Origin of the sequence: Herbidospora sakaeratensis, from assembly GCF_001570525.1 — a bacterium.
In the GTDB taxonomy this organism is placed as follows: Bacteria; Actinomycetota; Actinomycetes; order Streptosporangiales; family Streptosporangiaceae; genus Herbidospora; species Herbidospora sakaeratensis.
Window position 1 is genome coordinate 300,119 of sequence record NZ_BBXC01000013.1, and the last position, 14,608, is coordinate 314,726.

Consider the following 14,608-nt stretch of genomic DNA (forward strand, 5'->3'; position numbering starts at 1 on the left):
TCCACACCCAGCCGAGAGAGGGACGCGGGCATCTCGCGATTTCTCACCGCTCCCGCGACGGATTCGTTCCACGAGCGGGAGCATGCCAACGGCCACTCTCCAGACTTGGTCGTCCGGCCGGACACTGGGTGGGGATCGCCCTGCACTGGCCCGACACCGCCCTTGGAAGAGCGGGCGCGCGGTGCGTCCTCAGCGGTTAAGGGTGCCCGTCTCTGGCGAGACGACACGATTCGCAATGTCGGCTTCGAATGGAGAAACGGGCACCAACCAGACTCGGTAAAGGCGGTATGGCCATGAGGCTGAGAGCTGGACGCGTGCGATTTTCATCAGGCCGATAGAAATGGCATGCGTGGGCTCTCGGCACCCAGGCTCAGTGGATCTGGCACCGTGACCGAGGCGGGTGCAGTGATGTCAATGGCCCGGCCGGATCGTGTTCTGGGAGATGGAGAAGAACGCGGGGGCGTGCCGGAGTCGGATCGGGTCACCGACAGTGACGCGCACGCCAGCCGCCCCGCGTCGACGTCAACCCGGTCAGTACGCCGTTCCGCCGGCGCGGCGGCCGGGCGAGCTGGACAGCGAGCTGATGGTGTCGTGCTTGACCCAGCCGCCGGTCGCCGAGCCGTCAGGGCTTCGGTTGATCGACACGCCGTCGGAGTTGGCCTGGCTCGACGTGTAGGTCATCGACTGGACCGTCGCGGCCGCCGAGTCGCGCAGGATCACCTGGTCACCGCTGTTGGACAGGTTGAGGTCACCCGTGCTGGCGGCTACGCCGACCACGCCGCCGGGGATCGCGGAGGCCGCGCCGAACACGGTGATCGCCTTGCCGGGCTGCAGCGTCGTCCCGGCCGCGAACGTGTGCCGCAGCGCCGATGCGTCCCGGACGGTCCAGCCGGCGATGCTGATCGCCGTGCCTCCGGTGTTCACGATCTCGACGGCCTCGCCGGCGGTGCCGCTGCCCGGCTCGTTGGCCAGCACCTCGTTGATCATGACGTTGGCGGGCCCGCCGCCACCGCCGGTGGTGACGGTGACGTTCCTGGTCGTGGTGTGGGTGGCCCCGTCGTCGTCCGTCGCGGTCAGCGAGACCGGGTAGGTTCCGGCCGACGCGTAGGTCACGGCCGGGTTCGCGGCCGTCGAGGTCTGGCCGTTGCCGAAGTTCCAGGCGCGGCTCACGACGGTGCCGTCGGAGTCGGTGCTGCCGTCGGTGAAGGTGCAGCTCAGCGCGGTGCAGGTCGGCGTGAACGACGCCGTGGGCGGCTGGTTCCCGCCGCCACCGCCGATGACGAAGTCGTAGCGGGCGAACACCGGGTAGTGGTCGCTGGTCGTCGAGACGTAGTTCGGGATGTAGGCCTGGGGCTGGAAGGCCTTCGCCGAGCCGGCGACGTACTTCGCCTGCACCTCGTTGGTGGTGAGCTGGTGGTCGATGAAGTCGGGGTAGCCCGCCGTCGACGACACGCCCGCCAGCGACAGGGCCCGCGTCGGGAACGTGTAGCGCGCCGTGTCGCTCACGAAGTTGGCGTAGGGCGAGGCCTTCCCGGACGTGATGGAGGTGTCGACGTCGTCGTTCCAGTCACCGATGACGAAGACGTTCCGGGTGGGATGGGTCGAGTCGAGGTACGACTTGAGCGCCTGCGACGCCGGGTTGCGCAGGTTCCACGCGGCCTGGTCTGACCCGGCCTTGGCGTGCACGACGATGAAGACGAGGTCACGGGTGACACCGTCGAACGTGCCGCGCAACGTGAACTCCACCGGCGGGCGGCCGGCGAAGTTGCTGTTCTGGCCGGTCAGGATGACCTTCGCGCTCACCAGAGTGGCCAGGCTGGACCGCCAGACGAGGGCGACCTTCTGCTCGGCGTTGCTGAAGTCCGAGTAGTACTGCGCGCCGTTCGTCACGATCGGGTCGTTGGCCACGACGCCGGTGTACCCGGGCATGCCGGCCACGAGCGTGTTGAACGCCGAGGTGCTGACGATCTCGGACAGGCCCCACACGTCCATGCCGGCGCCCGCCATGACGTCGCGCACGTTCTGCTGCTGAAGCGCCTCGTTGGCCGGGCCGTTGCCGGTCGAACCGAACCATTCGATGTTCCAGTTGCCGACGTCGAGCTGCGTCGCCGATCCCTGCGACGGAACCGTGGCGGCGTTCGCCGCGGGGGTGCTGGTGAGCGTGGCCAGCGACATGGCGGCGGCCAGGGCCCCCGTGAGCGCGCGGAGCCTGAGTTTCATCGACAGGAGACCTTCCGGGTCGAGGTGCGGGACGGGCCCGCGACCATGCTGACGGCGGGCTCAAGAAAGTGTCATCAGGCGCACACCACGCCTGTGGCAAACATGCGGCCTCGTGATGGTGAACATTCGACAGCCGACTCGATTGAGGTGCGGAACGTCGAATTGATGACAATTCGACGGCCGGAATTCTGTTACTCGCGCCCACCGCCGACGGCCGACATCCCGGACAATGAACAGCTCTTCTCCTGTGGCGGACCGTCCCCATGGTGGGGGAGTGATACGCGCTGCCCGCGATTCTCGTGTGGTCACGACGTCTCCGTAATTCGACGGCGCCGAATCCCCGAGAAAAGACATCTCACACATCACTCATGATTCATGGAATAGCGTTGCGGATATTCAAATCACACGATGGCGTCCTGGCCGCTCGTGCTCCTCGATGTACTCGGCGTCGCTCCGCCATGCGTCACCGCAGGAAGTCGTGCATCGACCGGGTGCGCCGTCCGAGCAGCGGTATCAGACGCCGTCGCCAGGCTGGGTGGGCCAGGAGCGGGACGAATCCGTGCAGGGGTCAAGGGGCCAGCGGGCCGTGTCTCCCACGCGGACGACCCCGGCGCTGACGTCCCCTCGGTCCATGCCCGGCAGTGAACCCCGACCGCCCTCGATCGGCCACCTGTGTGGCGCGCTCACCCGTGAGTCAGCGCCAGGAACTCCGTCCGGCCGAGGAAGAACGCGGCCTGGATGTTCTCGGCCCCCACCCGCCGTTCGAGGTCGGCGGCGCCCGGTCCGGCCGGACCGGCGGGACCGCCCATCGCCACGACGACCTGGGACGCGAGCAGCTCGACCAGCGCCTCGACCAGTCGCGGATCCACGGCGGCGATCAGCTCGGGATGGGCCAGCCGGTGCAGCAGGCCGTGCGCCAGATCCGCGAGGAGCCGGGAACGCCCGTCGGCCGGGACGGTGAACGGGACGTACACGGCGTCGACGGCATGGGAGACGGAGTTCAGGATGACGTGCCGCACCCGTTCCGCCAGGCCCGGATCGTCGATGAGGCCGCGGCGCAGCAGCTCGGGGTCGGCGCCGGTCCGCCGGTGGAGCTCCTCGGCCTGCGCGCCGAGCCCGGCGGGACGTTCGGCGGAGCTCAGCAGCGCAATCGAGAGATTGAAACCGCTGGTCAGCGGGCCGTTGGGGCGCGCCGTCGGGTAGGGGCCGAAACCGGAGGCCAGGAAGTCCTGGACCTGCCCGGCCAGGTCGAGCACCCGGCTCGGATCCTCGGCGGCCAAGGTCACCCCCGGCGGGCGCAGCGCCAGGTCGGCGGCCAGCGGCCGCTCCTCGACGCGCACCTCGGGCCCGGTCGCGGGGATCCGGAGCCGGGCGGGCAGCACCTCCGCCTGCCAGCCGCTCACGGCCAGCACCTCGGCCTCGAACGCCGCTCCGGAGCCCGGTTCGGTGGTCCGGCGGGTGGTGTGCCGCACCAGCCGGGCCAGCGCCGCCGCCCGGTCGAAGCCGGGGCCGGCCTCGGCGGCCCGCCCCCGCAGCAGATAGGCGGCGTGGATCAGCCACGACCGCTCGACCAGCGACATCGCCGCCACCGTCGGCCGGTGGGACACCGTCGGCCCGGCCCCGGCCAGCGCCGACTCCAGGGTCAGGAACGCGTTCTCCGCGCCGTCGCGCAGCAGCTCGTCGAGGCCCGGCTCCGGTCTGGTCGCGCGCTTGCTCTTGGTCAGCGGCACCATCGTGCTCACTTCCGCTTCTTGAGACCGGCCAGGTGCACACCGCCGAGGAAGAAGGCCGCCATGACGTTGTCCATCCCGACGATCCCGGCGATCTGCTGCGCCTTCGCCCCGGCCTCGTCGTAATCGATCTGGAGCAGTCCGTCAGCCGGACTCTCGAACGCGACGCCCGGCCCGAGGATGCTCGCGCAGACCTCCGGATCCCGCTTGGCCGCCGCGACGAGTTCCGTGAAGATGTGCAGGGCGACGAGGTCGGTGAATCCCTCGTGGACGATCTGGTCGTGTTCCACGAACGCGGCCGCCGCCAGCAGGTCGGGGTGGCTGAGCCGGTGCATGAACTCGTGGATCATCGTGCGGGCCAGGCTCCAGCGCGCCGCCGCTGCGGAAAGACTCCCGAGGAAGGCCGGGCAGATGAAGATGAGCCCGGCCTTCCTGTCATGGCGGCCGGTGACCAGGATCAGCCGTCTCACCGACTTCACCAGTGCGGTGTCCTGCAGCATGCCCTTGAGTACCTGGTCGAGGATCAGCCGGTCGCCGGGCCGTCCGGGGTGGTAACCGGCCGTCTCGAAGGGTTTGCCGTGTTTCGCGCTCCAGCCGATGAGCTCGGCCCGGTTGGCCAGCATGCCCAGGACGGCGGCCTCTCCGGTGTCCGCCTCCAGGGTGCTGGCCACCGTCGTGGCGTAGGGGGCCACGGTGAAGAACGGTCCGGTGGGGCTGGCCGACGGGAACGGGCCCACGCTCTCGTAGACGAACCGCTCGACCGCGCCCGCCACCCCGACGACGTCGTTCCAGGCGAGCTGCGTGCGGGTGGGCCATGCCTCCATCACCTGGGCGGCCCGCTCGTTGAGGACCTCGGTGAGAGCGGGGACGAGCGCGTCGGTGAGCTTCTGCTGGTCGACGACGCCGTCCGGCAACTCGGGCTCCGGCCCGTCTTCGCCGTCGACGAAGACGAAAGCCTGGGGAAGCGGGTCCAGGACGACCGCGTAACTCGGATTGCAGAGGTTGTGGACGCGCACCCGCTCCAGATCGGTCAGCCGTCGACGCGCGCTGAGCAGGTGGCAGGACAACCAGCCGCTCGCCCTGATCACGTCGAGCTCGAACCGCCCGGAGTTCCGTGCCATGGCTTGGGGGGACAGGCATCGCCGCACCAGCCGGGGGAACACCAGGCTCCGCTCGAGCCCGGCTTTCTCGGCCTCCTTGAGGTTGACGACGCAGATCGACAGGGCGTCGACCAGCCACTGGGTCTGCGCCGCCGAGAAGCGGAGGAGGATCTCCGGGACGTCGTCCACGTTCTCGAAGTTCAGGAGCTTGGCGGCCCTGTGGATGAACACCTGCTGCTGGTTCGCGTCCATGGCGGAGAGCTTGGCGTGGTCGACCGTCGCGGTCAGGCCGGCCAGGGTGAAGGTCTGGTGGCTCGTGGTCAGCGCGGTGGCCACGGCCGGGCCGGCGGTCGGCTGAATCGCGATGCGGACGGGCTCGGCCATGGTGAGCTTCGAAGCCTTCTTCAGGGGGGCTTCGCCCTTGGTCTTCTCCAGAGGGGCGTCGGGTTCGGGGGTGCCCTCGACGGACTTCCGCCGCTTACCGGGGGACGAACTCGATCTCTTGTGCACGGGTCCTCCTCGGCCGCGTTCCGCGAGGAGGGAACGTTCCACCACGGTGACGTACGGGATCTTGGTCTCATGCTCCAGCATGCGCAGGGGTGGCCAAACTTACTAAAGCGCTACATGTCCGACCCGCGCTCGGCGCGCAGGCCGGCCAGGGCCACCCGGAAGACCCGCTCCCGTTGTTGCTCGTCGACGTATTCGACCGTGCTGATCCCCGAGATCATCCGCAGGACGTCGTCGATCGAGACCTCCCGGCGGGCGGCGCCGGCCTCCTGCGCCCGTTCGAGCAGTGGCCCGGCGGCGGCGCGCATGGCCCGGCGGCCGGCCTGGAAGCCGTCGGTGCTGCGGTTGAGCGCGTCGGCGAAGGCCAGCTTGGTCCCGATGTACTCGACGAAGCGGTGCAGCCAGACGACCAGCGCCTCCCACGGCTCCCGTCCGGCCACGTCGTCGGCGGCCCGGCACAACGCCTCGACCTCTTCGCTGTGCACCTCCTCGACCAGGTCCTCCCTGGTGGGGAAGTTGCGGTAGAGCGTGGCGATGCTCACGCCGGCGCGGCGGGCGACGTCTTCGAGCGAGGTCTGCGCGCCCTTCTCGGCGAACATCTCGCGGCCGGCCGCGACCAGGGCGTCGAAGTTGCGGCGCGCGTCCGCGCGTTTCGGGCGCCGCGACACCAGGCCGTACCCCATGGGACTCGTCCGCCTTCCCGTCTTTGACAAGCGTAGGATCCCTACGGTTAAAGTGTAGGGGTACTATCACTTTACTGGAGGAGAGCACGATGACTCCGTCCACCCCGATCATCGCCCTGGTCACGGGGGCCAACAAAGGACTGGGGCTGGCCACGGCCCGGCAGCTGGCCGGGCGTGGCTGCGCCGTTCTGCTCGGCAGCCGCGACGAGGAGCGCGGCGCCGAAGCGGCCCGCGAACTCGCCGGAGCCGGGCTCGGCGTGCGCCCCCTGCGGATCGACGTCACCGATGACGACTCCGTCGCCGAGGCCGCCGCGTTCGTGGAGCGCGAATACGGCCGCCTGGACGTGCTGGTCAACAACGCCGGCGTGCTCGTGCGCAAACCCGGGACCGAGGTGTCCGCCGCCGATCTGCGTCCGGAGTTCGAGACCAACGTCTTCGGCCTGGTGCGGGTCGTGCACGCGATGTTGCCGCTGCTGCGCCGCCCCCGATCGCCGAGGGTCGTCAACGTCTCCAGCGACTCCGCGACCTTCGCCAACGCCACCAGCCAGGGCTCCATGTTCGCCCGCTCGCACGAGTCGTTCGCCTACTCGGCGACGAAGGCGGCCGTCAACATGCTGACGGTCAAGTACGCCAACGCCTTCCTCGACGACCCCGAACTGAGCCACGTGAAGATCAACGCGGTGACGCCCGGCTACGTCGCGACGGATCTGAACGGCTTCAAGGGCGTGCGCACCACCGAGGAGGGCGCGCGCGCCGCGGTGCACTGGGCCCTGGTCGGCGACGACGGCGAGACGGGCGGTTTCTTCGACGAGAACGGCCGGGTCGCCTGGTGATCCCCATGGGTCACCGGGCCTCCTGCCGCGCCGGCGAATACGAGCAGATCACGCAACCGTTTCCAGACGGTGTCGCACCCTCTGATCACCTCATCCCAACTGCGGGGATGTCGAAGAGCCGACAGATCTCCGGGCATCTTCTGACAAGATTCTGAAACCGCTTCCTGACTAGTGCCCAGGTGAATCAGCCAGGCCGACATGTGGGAGAATCGCGGTGTGGTCGTGACGATCAAAGATGTGGCGAGACTGGCCGGGGTCTCGGTGTCGTCGGTCTCCCGGACACTGGCCGCGCCCGAGAGCGTACGGCCCGGAACGCGCGAGCGGGTCCTGCGGGCCGCGGCCGAGGTCGGATACTCGCCCAACGCGGCGGCGCGGGCACTGACCACCGGCCGGACCTACAACGTCGGTCTCGTCGTCCCCGACCTGGCCAACCCCTTCTTCCCGACCGTGGTCAAGGCCATCCAGTCCCGGGCCAGGGAGTTCGACTACTCGGTCCTCCTGGTCGACACCGACGAAGACCCGACGGCCGAGGTCGAGTTGATCCGCAAGCTGGTCAAGCAGGTCGACGGGTTCCTGTTGTGCGGTCCGCGGGCCCCCGACGAAGACCTCCGCTCGTTCATCGGCGAGACGCCGGTCGTCACGGTGAACCGGCGGGTCGGGCCGATCCCGTCGGTGATCTGCGATCACACCGACGGCGTGCGCCAGGCGGTGGGGCATCTGGCGGCGCTGGGGCACCGCGCGCTGGCCTACGTCGGCGGTCCCCGCGCCTCGACGGTGAACCGCGAGCGCGCGCGGGGGCTGCGCACGATGTGCGCGTCGATGGGCATCGAACTGGTCGACCTCGGGAACGCGACGCCCAACTTCGACGGAGGCGCGGCCGCCGCCGATCTGGTGCTGGCCGCGCCCGTCACCGCGGTCCTCGCCTACAACGACCTGCAGGCGCTCGGGCTGGTGAGCCGGTTCAGGGAACGCGGGGCGTCGGTGCCCGAGCAGATCAGCGTGGTCGGGTTCGACGACATCCCGCTCGCCGGCCAGGTCAGCCCGCGCCTGACCACCATCGCCCAGCGGGGCGACCTGCTGGGCCGGGCGGCGGTCGACCTGCTGCTCGACCTGTTGCAAGACCGCGTCGGTGCGGCCGGTTCGCGCCGGGTCATGCCGACCCAGCTGATCGTGCGGGATTCGACCGGATTGGCGGCCGTCTGACGGCCGTCACACCCCTTCCAGCGTCGCCGCGGCGCCGTGCCGGGTGAGAGCGGTGAGCCACGCGACGATCTGCGCGCGGAGCGGGTCGTCGTGCGCGAGGTCGGCCGGGAACACGGCGCGCAGGCCGAGGAGGGCGTCGACGACCCCGGCGGGGCCCGCTCCGGCGGTGGCGAGCGCCGACCGGATCCGGTCGGCGAGCGGGTCGTCGAGCGGCAGCGGCCGGCCGTCGTCGGCCGTGCCCTGGACGAAACGCATCCAGGCGGCGACCACGAGCGCCGCCCACGGCGTCGTCGCGCCCTGGGCGCGGCGCTCGGCGATGGTCCGCAGGATGCGCGGGGGCAGTTTGTGGCTGCCGTCGGTGGCGACCTGAAGGGTGCGGTGGTGGATCGCCGGGTTGGCGAACCGGTCGAGCACGCGTCGACCGTACGCCGCCGTGTCGACGCCCGCCGGCGGCGTGAGCGTGGGCAGGATCTCCTCGGCCAGGAGACGTTCGGCGAACACCCGGGCGTGGGGGAGGGCCAGCGTCTCGGCGATCGTGGCGCGGCCGGCGAGCGCGCCGAGGTAGGCGAGCGAGGAGTGCAGCCCGTTGAGGGTGCGGAGTTTGAGCTGGTCGTAGGGGCCGGTGTCGGCGGTGAGGACGGCCCCGGCGCGGTCCCAGGCCGGGCGGCCGTGCGGAAAGGCGTCCTCGATGATCCATTGCCGGTACGGCTCGGCCTGCACCGCGGCGAGATCCGCCACCCCGAGCCGGTCGCGGACCAGGGCCAGCGTGCCCGGCGTGACGGCCGGCACGATCCGGTCGACCGTCGTGCTCGGGAAGGTGACGTTGCCGGCGATCCACTCCTGGGCCGGCGTACCGGCCGCGCGGACGGTCCGGCCGACCAGCTCGCCGAGCCGCCTGCCGTTGCCGGGCAGGTTGTCGCAGCTCACGACCGCCAGCGGCCCGGCGTCGGCGCGGGCCCGCGCGAGCAGCCCGAGGGCGAGCAGCCCGGTGACCGTGCGCGGATCGTCGGCCGGGACGTACGCCTTCTCGGTCACCGTCAGCGTCACGACGCGGACGCGCGGGTCGGCGAGCAGCGCGACGACGCCGTCGGGGTCCCCGGCGGCGTGCCGGACGCCGGTGAGCGCCGCCACCACCCTGACGTCGGTGTGGTGCGCGGCCGTCGACGCCACCGCGTACATCAGATCCTGGGCCCGCAGCGCGTCGACGACGGCGCGGGAACGCGGCGCGACGGCGACGATCCCCCAATCGCCGCCGTCTGAGGCCATCGCCTCCTCGGTGTAGACGGCCTGGTGCGCCCGGAAGAAGGCGCCGAGCCCGAGGTGGACGATGCCCGTCCCCGCCGCGCCCGGCTCGATCAGCGGCCGGCATTCGGCGGGCAGTGCGGCCAGGGCGGTTCGCCGGAGCACCGCCCTCGGCCCCGTCATCACCACGACGGAACCGGGGCCGGCGGCCGGTCGAGCCGGAAGACCTTTTTGGGCAGCCGGTAGGCCAGGTCGACGACGGTCTCCGCGGCCTCGTCCATCGGAAGCCGGTGCTCGGCCACGAGCCGGGCGAGGAAGCCGGCGTCGATCCGGCGGGCCACCTCGTGGCGCACCGGGATGGAGCAGAACGCGCGGGTGTCGTCGACGAAGCCGGCGGTGTTGTAGAAGCCGGCGATCTCGGTCACGGTCTCGCGGAAACGGCGCAGCACGTCGGGCGAGTCGAGGAACCACCACGGCGCGCCGAGGTACATGGCCGCGTAGCCGCCGGCCAGCGGGGCCAGCTCGCGGGTGAAGGCGTCCTCGTCGAGCGTGTAGACGACCAGGCGCAGGCGGGGGTCGTTGCCGTGCGCCGACAGCAGCGGCGCCAGGCCGTGCACGTAGTCGGTCGGTTGCGGGATGTCGCCGCCCACGTCGCGGCCGTAGGTGGCGTGCAGCCACCGGTTGTGGTCGCGCACGGCGCCGGGGTGCAGTTGCATGACCAGGCCGTCGTCGATGGACATCCGGGCCGACTCGACGAGCATGTGCGCCCGGAAGGCCTCGGCGCTTTCGGGGTCGCCCCGGCCGCGCAGCGCGGCGGTGAACAGCGCCGCCGCCTCGCTCTCGTCGAGCACGAGGGTCCGGGCGGTCGGGTGGCCGTGGTCGGTGGACGTGGCGCCCGCGGCGATGAACGCCTCCCGGCGTCTGCGCAACGCGGCGAGGTAGCCGCGGTAGGTGCCGGTGTCCTCCCCGGTCATCTCCCCGAGCCTGGCCACGTTGCCGGCCCAGTTCTCGAACTCGGGGTCGACCACGTTGTCGGGCCGGAACGTGGTGATGACCCGGCCGCCCGGCCCGCCCCAGCCGTCGGCGGCCAGTTTGGCGTGCCGGCTCAGATCGTCGAGAGGGGACTCGGTGGTGGCCAGCACCTCGATGCCGAACCGCTCGAACAGCGCCCGGGGGCGGAATTCCGGCTCGGCCAGCCGGGCGGCGATCTGGTCGTACGTCTCGTCGGCGGTGGCGGGGCCGAGGGCGGTGTGCACGCCGAACACGTCCTGCAGCACCCGCTCGGTCCACAACCGGGTCGGCGTGCCGCGGAACAGGCGCCAGTGCTCGGCGACCAGCCGCCAGATCTCCCGTCCGTCGGCCTGCGCCGGGCCGGCGCCGGACGCCCCAGGGCGCGGGGGCACGCCCAGCAGCGCGGGCGCCACCCCCTGGCTCAGCAACATCCGGGTCAGGTAGTGGTCGGGCACGACCAGGAGCCTCGCCGGATCGGGGAAGGGCAGGTCGTCGGCCAGCAGGGACGGATCCACGTGTCCGTGCGGGGAGATGATCGGCTGATCGTGGGCGAGAGCGTACAACTCCTGAGCGATGGCCCGGGTGTACGGGTCGGGCGCGAACAGCAGATGGGGGGAGGACACAGAGCTCCTTGGGCGTCGTGACCCGGCCGTGGGATTTTCACACTGAGCCAATCGTTTCCAGTTTGTCAATCCTGCCTATCCAGCAGGTCAGAGGTGTCAGCTGGCAACACGAACGTCATCTCTTGACAAGATTCCGGAAACGGTTCCAGACTGACCGCACAGTTACCGGGTCCACGTCGAGAGATCGGGAGGGCCCCGTCGTGACGGGGGGCGTCTCCCCGTCCTCTGCGTGCCGCGCTGTCCGGCCAGGTGAACCCACGCACCCCCCAACGGAGAGCAGAGTCATGCGTACGTACAGACACCCGTTCCTCGCGGTGGCAGCCGCCGCGGCCCTGCTGACCGCCGCGTGCGCGCCGCCGGACGGCGGCGCCTTACCGGGTCAGACCGGCGGTCCCGTACCGGAGAAGCCGGCCTCCCCGGTGAACATCAACATCCTCGACGTGGCCGGCAACCTCCAGCTCACCCAGGGGATGATCGAGGAGTTCGCCGAGAAGAACAAGGACGTCGTCTCCCGGGTGACCTTCACCAAGGCCACCTCTCCCGAACTGGTCGGCAAGATCAAGGCCCAGCAGGGAGCCGGCCGGGTCGACATCGACCTGGTCCTGACCGGCGTCGACGGCCTGGCCGCCGGCATCGAGCAGGGGTTGTGGACGCCGCTGCTGCCCGCCCACGCCGACCGGCTGGGCGGCATGAGCGCCTACCAGCCCGGCGCGGCGGCGATGCAGGAGCTCGCCGGCGACCACGGCGTGACCGTCACCTACTACCCGTCCGGGCCGCTGATCGAGTACCTGCCGGCGAACGTGCCCAACCCGCCGGCCAACGCCCAGGAGCTGCTCGACTACGCCAAGGCCAACCCGGGGGCGGTCCAGTACGCCCGCCCGTCGAACTCCGGGCCCGGCCGCACGTTCCTGATGGGCCTGCCGTACCTGCTCGGCGACAACGATCCGAAGGACCCGGTCAACGGCTGGGACAAGACCTGGGCCTACCTGAAGGAACTGAACAAGCACATCACGCTCTACCCGTCCACCACCAGCGAGACGATGAAGAACCTCGCCAACGGGTCGGCGAAGATCATCGTGTCGACCACCGGCTGGGACATCAACCCGCGGGTCCTCGGCACGGTGCCCAAGGAGGCGAAGATCGGCACCCTCGACGGCTTCCACTGGGTCACCGACGCCCACTACGCCGTGGTGCCCAACGGGGTGCCGGCCGACCGGCAGGCCGCCGTGCTCGCCCTGGTGCAGTGGATGCTCACCCCCGGGCAGCAGGCCAAGGCCTACGACAAGGGCTACTTCTACCCCGGGCCGGCGATCAAGGACGTGCCGCTGTCGATGGCGCCGGCCGACAGCCGCCAGGCGATCGAGGAGTTCGGGCGGCCGGAGTACGACCAGCTCATCGCCGGCAACCCGCTGGAGGTGCCGCTGGGATCCAAGGAGCTCGTCGCGGCGTTCGACCGCTGGGACCGCGAGGTCGGCGGGGCCAAGGTGCGGAAATGACGGACGGCGGCCGGTTCGACCGGCTGCGCCTGGACGGGGTGACCCGCCGGTTCGGCGGCAGCGACGCGCTGGCCGGACTCGACCTCACGATCGAGCGGGGTGAGTTCATCACTCTGCTCGGCCCCTCCGGGTGCGGCAAGTCGACCGCCCTGAACTGCCTGGCCGGGCTGCTGCCGCTGACCCGCGGCAGCATCTGGCGCGACGAGACCCGCCTCGACACGCTCCCGCCCGAACAGCGCGGCTTCGGCATGGTGTTCCAGAACTACGCGCTGTTCCCGCACATGTCGGTCCGGAAGAACATCGCCTTCGGGCTGCGGATGCGCAGGGTGGCGCGGGCCGAGGTGCGCCGGCGCACCGAGGAGGCGATCCGGCTGGTGCATCTGGAGGCCCACGCCGACAAGCTGCCCGGCCAGCTCTCCGGCGGCCAGCAGCAGCGGGTGGCGATCGCCCGCGCCGTGGTCGTCGAGCCGTCGCTGGTGCTGATGGACGAGCCGCTGTCCAATCTCGACGCCAAGCTGCGGCTGGAGATGCGTACCGAGATCCGCCGGCTGCACCAGTCGCTCGGCCTCACCACCGTGTACGTCACGCACGACCAGGAAGAGGCGCTGTCCATGTCCGACCGGCTGGTCGTGCTGCGCGCGGGGCGCGTCCAGCAGATCGGCACCCCCGAACAGGTGCACACCCGCCCTGCCAACCGGCACATCGCCGACTTCATGGGCTTCCGCAACCTGCTGCCGGTCCGGGTGGCCGAACAGGCGGGCGACGGCGTGGTCGTGGACGGGGGAGGGCTCCGCCTGACCGGCAGCCCGGTCGGCGGGATCGGCCCGGGTGAGCCGGCGGTCGCCGCCATCCGGCCGGAGGACGTCCGGATCGCCGATCAGCCGGGTGGCGGCGTGGAGGTGACCGTGGAGGTCGTCGAGTACCAGGGGCGGGAACTGAGCGCCGAGGTCCGCACCGGAGACGGCGTTCCGCTGCACCTGCGCACCACCCGGCGGCTGGCTCCCAAGGACCGGATCGAGATCGTCCTCGATCCGGCCCGCCTGCTCGTGTTCCCCGCCGAACCGGACGGTGCGCCGTGACCCCCGTCGCGTTCCGGCACCGGCTGGCCGAACGGGGGATCGACGCGCAACTCCTGCTGCTCGGGCCGGCGGCCGTGTTCGTCGCCGCCCTGTTCGTCTACCCGTTCTGCTACGGCATCGCGGTGTCCCTGCAGCCCGTCGAGGGCGGCCCGTTCGCCGCCTACCAGGCGTTCTTCCGCGACGCCTACCAGCGCGACACCATCGCCACCACCCTGCGGATCGCCCTGCCGGCCGCGTTGCTCAACGTGCTGGCCTCGGTGCCGATCGCCTACCGGATGCGCGGCCGGTTCCGGGGCAAACGGGTGCTGACCACCGTCCTGGTCGTCCCGATCACCCTGGGCACCGTGCTGACGGCCGAGGGCCTGCTGAACTTCCTCGGCCCGACCGGCTGGTTCAACCGCGTCCTGCTCGCCCTGGGCGTGGTCGACGCCCCGGTGACCCTGACCCACAACTACTGGGGCGTGTTCCTGTCGCTGGTCATCACCGGGTTCCCGTTCGCGTTCCTGCTCGTGTCGTCCTACCTGTCGGGCATCGATCCCAGCCTGGAGAAGGCCGGCGCGGTGCTCGGCGCGGGCTGGGCCCAGCGGTTCTTCCGGATCACCCTGCCGCTGCTCGCGCCGGGGCTGGCCACCACGTTCTGCCTGACCTTCGTGCTGGCCTTCAGCGTGTTCCCCTCGGCGATCCTCGTCGGCGATCCGTCCGGCACCACCCGGGTGATCTCCATCGCCGCGTACGAAGCGGCCTACGTGCGCTACGACTACGCCGGCGGCGCCGCCGCGGCGATCATCATGGGCCTGGTCGAGCTCGTGGTCATCGGCGTCGTGCTCGGGCTGCGCAGCCTTCTCTACACCGGTTCGACCGCGGGAGGGAAAGGGTGACGC

General features: G+C 70.8%; 11 protein-coding genes. 5 read left to right on the top strand and 6 right to left on the bottom strand.

Features of this window, described 5'->3' with window-relative positions; genetic code table 11:
• Window positions 1–531: 531 nt before the first annotated feature.
• The 4 genes from AW271_RS22560 to AW271_RS22575 all read right to left on the bottom strand — a co-directional run bounded on the left by AW271_RS22560 (window position 532) and on the right by AW271_RS22575 (window position 6,240).
• The gene (locus tag AW271_RS22560) at window positions 532–2,220 is read right to left on the bottom strand and encodes a lamin tail domain-containing protein (protein WP_062339377.1); all 1,689 of its coding nucleotides are present in this window, start codon (window positions 2,218–2,220) and stop codon (window positions 532–534) included.
• A gap of 683 nt (window positions 2,221–2,903) precedes the next feature.
• The gene (locus tag AW271_RS22565) at window positions 2,904–3,962 is read right to left on the bottom strand and encodes a hypothetical protein (RefSeq protein WP_062339378.1); all 1,059 of its coding nucleotides are present in this window, start codon (window positions 3,960–3,962) and stop codon (window positions 2,904–2,906) included.
• Window positions 3,959–5,560 (bottom strand): hypothetical protein, encoded by a 1,602-nt coding sequence (locus AW271_RS22570; protein ID WP_157554498.1) that lies wholly within the window; start codon window positions 5,558–5,560, stop codon window positions 3,959–3,961. The genes AW271_RS22565 and AW271_RS22570 overlap by 4 nt, the downstream gene beginning before the upstream one ends.
• A 110-nt stretch (window positions 5,561–5,670) precedes the next feature.
• On the bottom strand, window positions 5,671–6,240 hold the full coding sequence (locus AW271_RS22575; protein ID WP_062339380.1) for a TetR/AcrR family transcriptional regulator: 570 nt from the start codon (window positions 6,238–6,240) through the stop codon (window positions 5,671–5,673).
• 89 nt (window positions 6,241–6,329) lie between these two features.
• Between AW271_RS22575 and AW271_RS22580 the strand changes: the two genes are divergently transcribed.
• On the top strand, window positions 6,330–7,073 hold the full coding sequence (locus AW271_RS22580; protein WP_062339381.1) for an SDR family oxidoreductase: 744 nt from the start codon (window positions 6,330–6,332) through the stop codon (window positions 7,071–7,073).
• Between the two features lie 222 nt (window positions 7,074–7,295).
• Window positions 7,296–8,276, top strand: a complete 981-nt coding sequence (locus tag AW271_RS22585) for a LacI family DNA-binding transcriptional regulator (RefSeq protein WP_245653159.1) — start codon at window positions 7,296–7,298, stop codon at window positions 8,274–8,276.
• Window positions 8,277–8,282: 6 nt separating this feature from the next.
• Here the strand turns inward: AW271_RS22585 and AW271_RS22590 are convergent, their stop codons facing one another.
• Both AW271_RS22590 and uxaC read right to left on the bottom strand, forming a co-directional pair.
• The gene (locus AW271_RS22590) at window positions 8,283–9,701 is read right to left on the bottom strand and encodes a mannitol dehydrogenase family protein (protein WP_062339383.1); all 1,419 of its coding nucleotides are present in this window, start codon (window positions 9,699–9,701) and stop codon (window positions 8,283–8,285) included.
• Window positions 9,701–11,152, bottom strand: coding sequence for a glucuronate isomerase (uxaC, locus tag AW271_RS22595; RefSeq protein ID WP_062339384.1), 1,452 nt, complete (start codon window positions 11,150–11,152; stop codon window positions 9,701–9,703). Before uxaC ends, AW271_RS22590 begins: the two co-directional genes overlap by 1 nt.
• 284 nt (window positions 11,153–11,436) lie before the next feature.
• On the opposite strand from uxaC, the gene AW271_RS22600 reads away from it, so the two are divergent.
• The 3 genes from AW271_RS22600 to AW271_RS22610 are packed head-to-tail and all read left to right on the top strand — an operon-like array spanning window position 11,437 to window position 14,605.
• Window positions 11,437–12,648 carry an ABC transporter substrate-binding protein gene (locus AW271_RS22600; protein WP_062339385.1) on the top strand — a complete coding sequence of 404 codons (1,212 nt, stop codon included), beginning with the start codon at window positions 11,437–11,439 and terminating at the stop codon, window positions 12,646–12,648.
• Window positions 12,645–13,727, top strand: coding sequence for an ABC transporter ATP-binding protein (locus AW271_RS22605; protein ID WP_062339386.1), 1,083 nt, complete (start codon window positions 12,645–12,647; stop codon window positions 13,725–13,727). Before AW271_RS22600 ends, AW271_RS22605 begins: the two co-directional genes overlap by 4 nt.
• Complete coding sequence (locus tag AW271_RS22610) at window positions 13,724–14,605, top strand: ABC transporter permease (RefSeq protein ID WP_062339387.1); 882 nt, start codon at window positions 13,724–13,726, stop codon at window positions 14,603–14,605. The genes AW271_RS22605 and AW271_RS22610 overlap by 4 nt, the downstream gene beginning before the upstream one ends.
• Window positions 14,606–14,608 lie beyond the last annotated feature (3 nt).

What these genes read in the sequence shown, in the direction of transcription:
- AW271_RS22560 (WP_062339377.1), bottom strand. Translation starts at nt 2,220, where the DNA reads ATGAAACTCAGGCTCCGCGCGCTCACGGGGGCCCTGGCCGCCGCCATG.
- AW271_RS22575 (WP_062339380.1), bottom strand. Translation starts at nt 6,240, where the DNA reads ATGGGGTACGGCCTGGTGTCGCGGCGCCCGAAACGCGCGGACGCGCGC.
- AW271_RS22580 (WP_062339381.1), top strand. Translation starts at nt 6,330, where the DNA reads ATGACTCCGTCCACCCCGATCATCGCCCTGGTCACGGGGGCCAACAAA.
- AW271_RS22590 (WP_062339383.1), bottom strand. Translation starts at nt 9,701, where the DNA reads ATGACGGGGCCGAGGGCGGTGCTCCGGCGAACCGCCCTGGCCGCACTG.
- AW271_RS22600 (WP_062339385.1), top strand. Translation starts at nt 11,437, where the DNA reads ATGCGTACGTACAGACACCCGTTCCTCGCGGTGGCAGCCGCCGCGGCC.
- AW271_RS22605 (WP_062339386.1), top strand. Translation starts at nt 12,645, where the DNA reads ATGACGGACGGCGGCCGGTTCGACCGGCTGCGCCTGGACGGGGTGACC.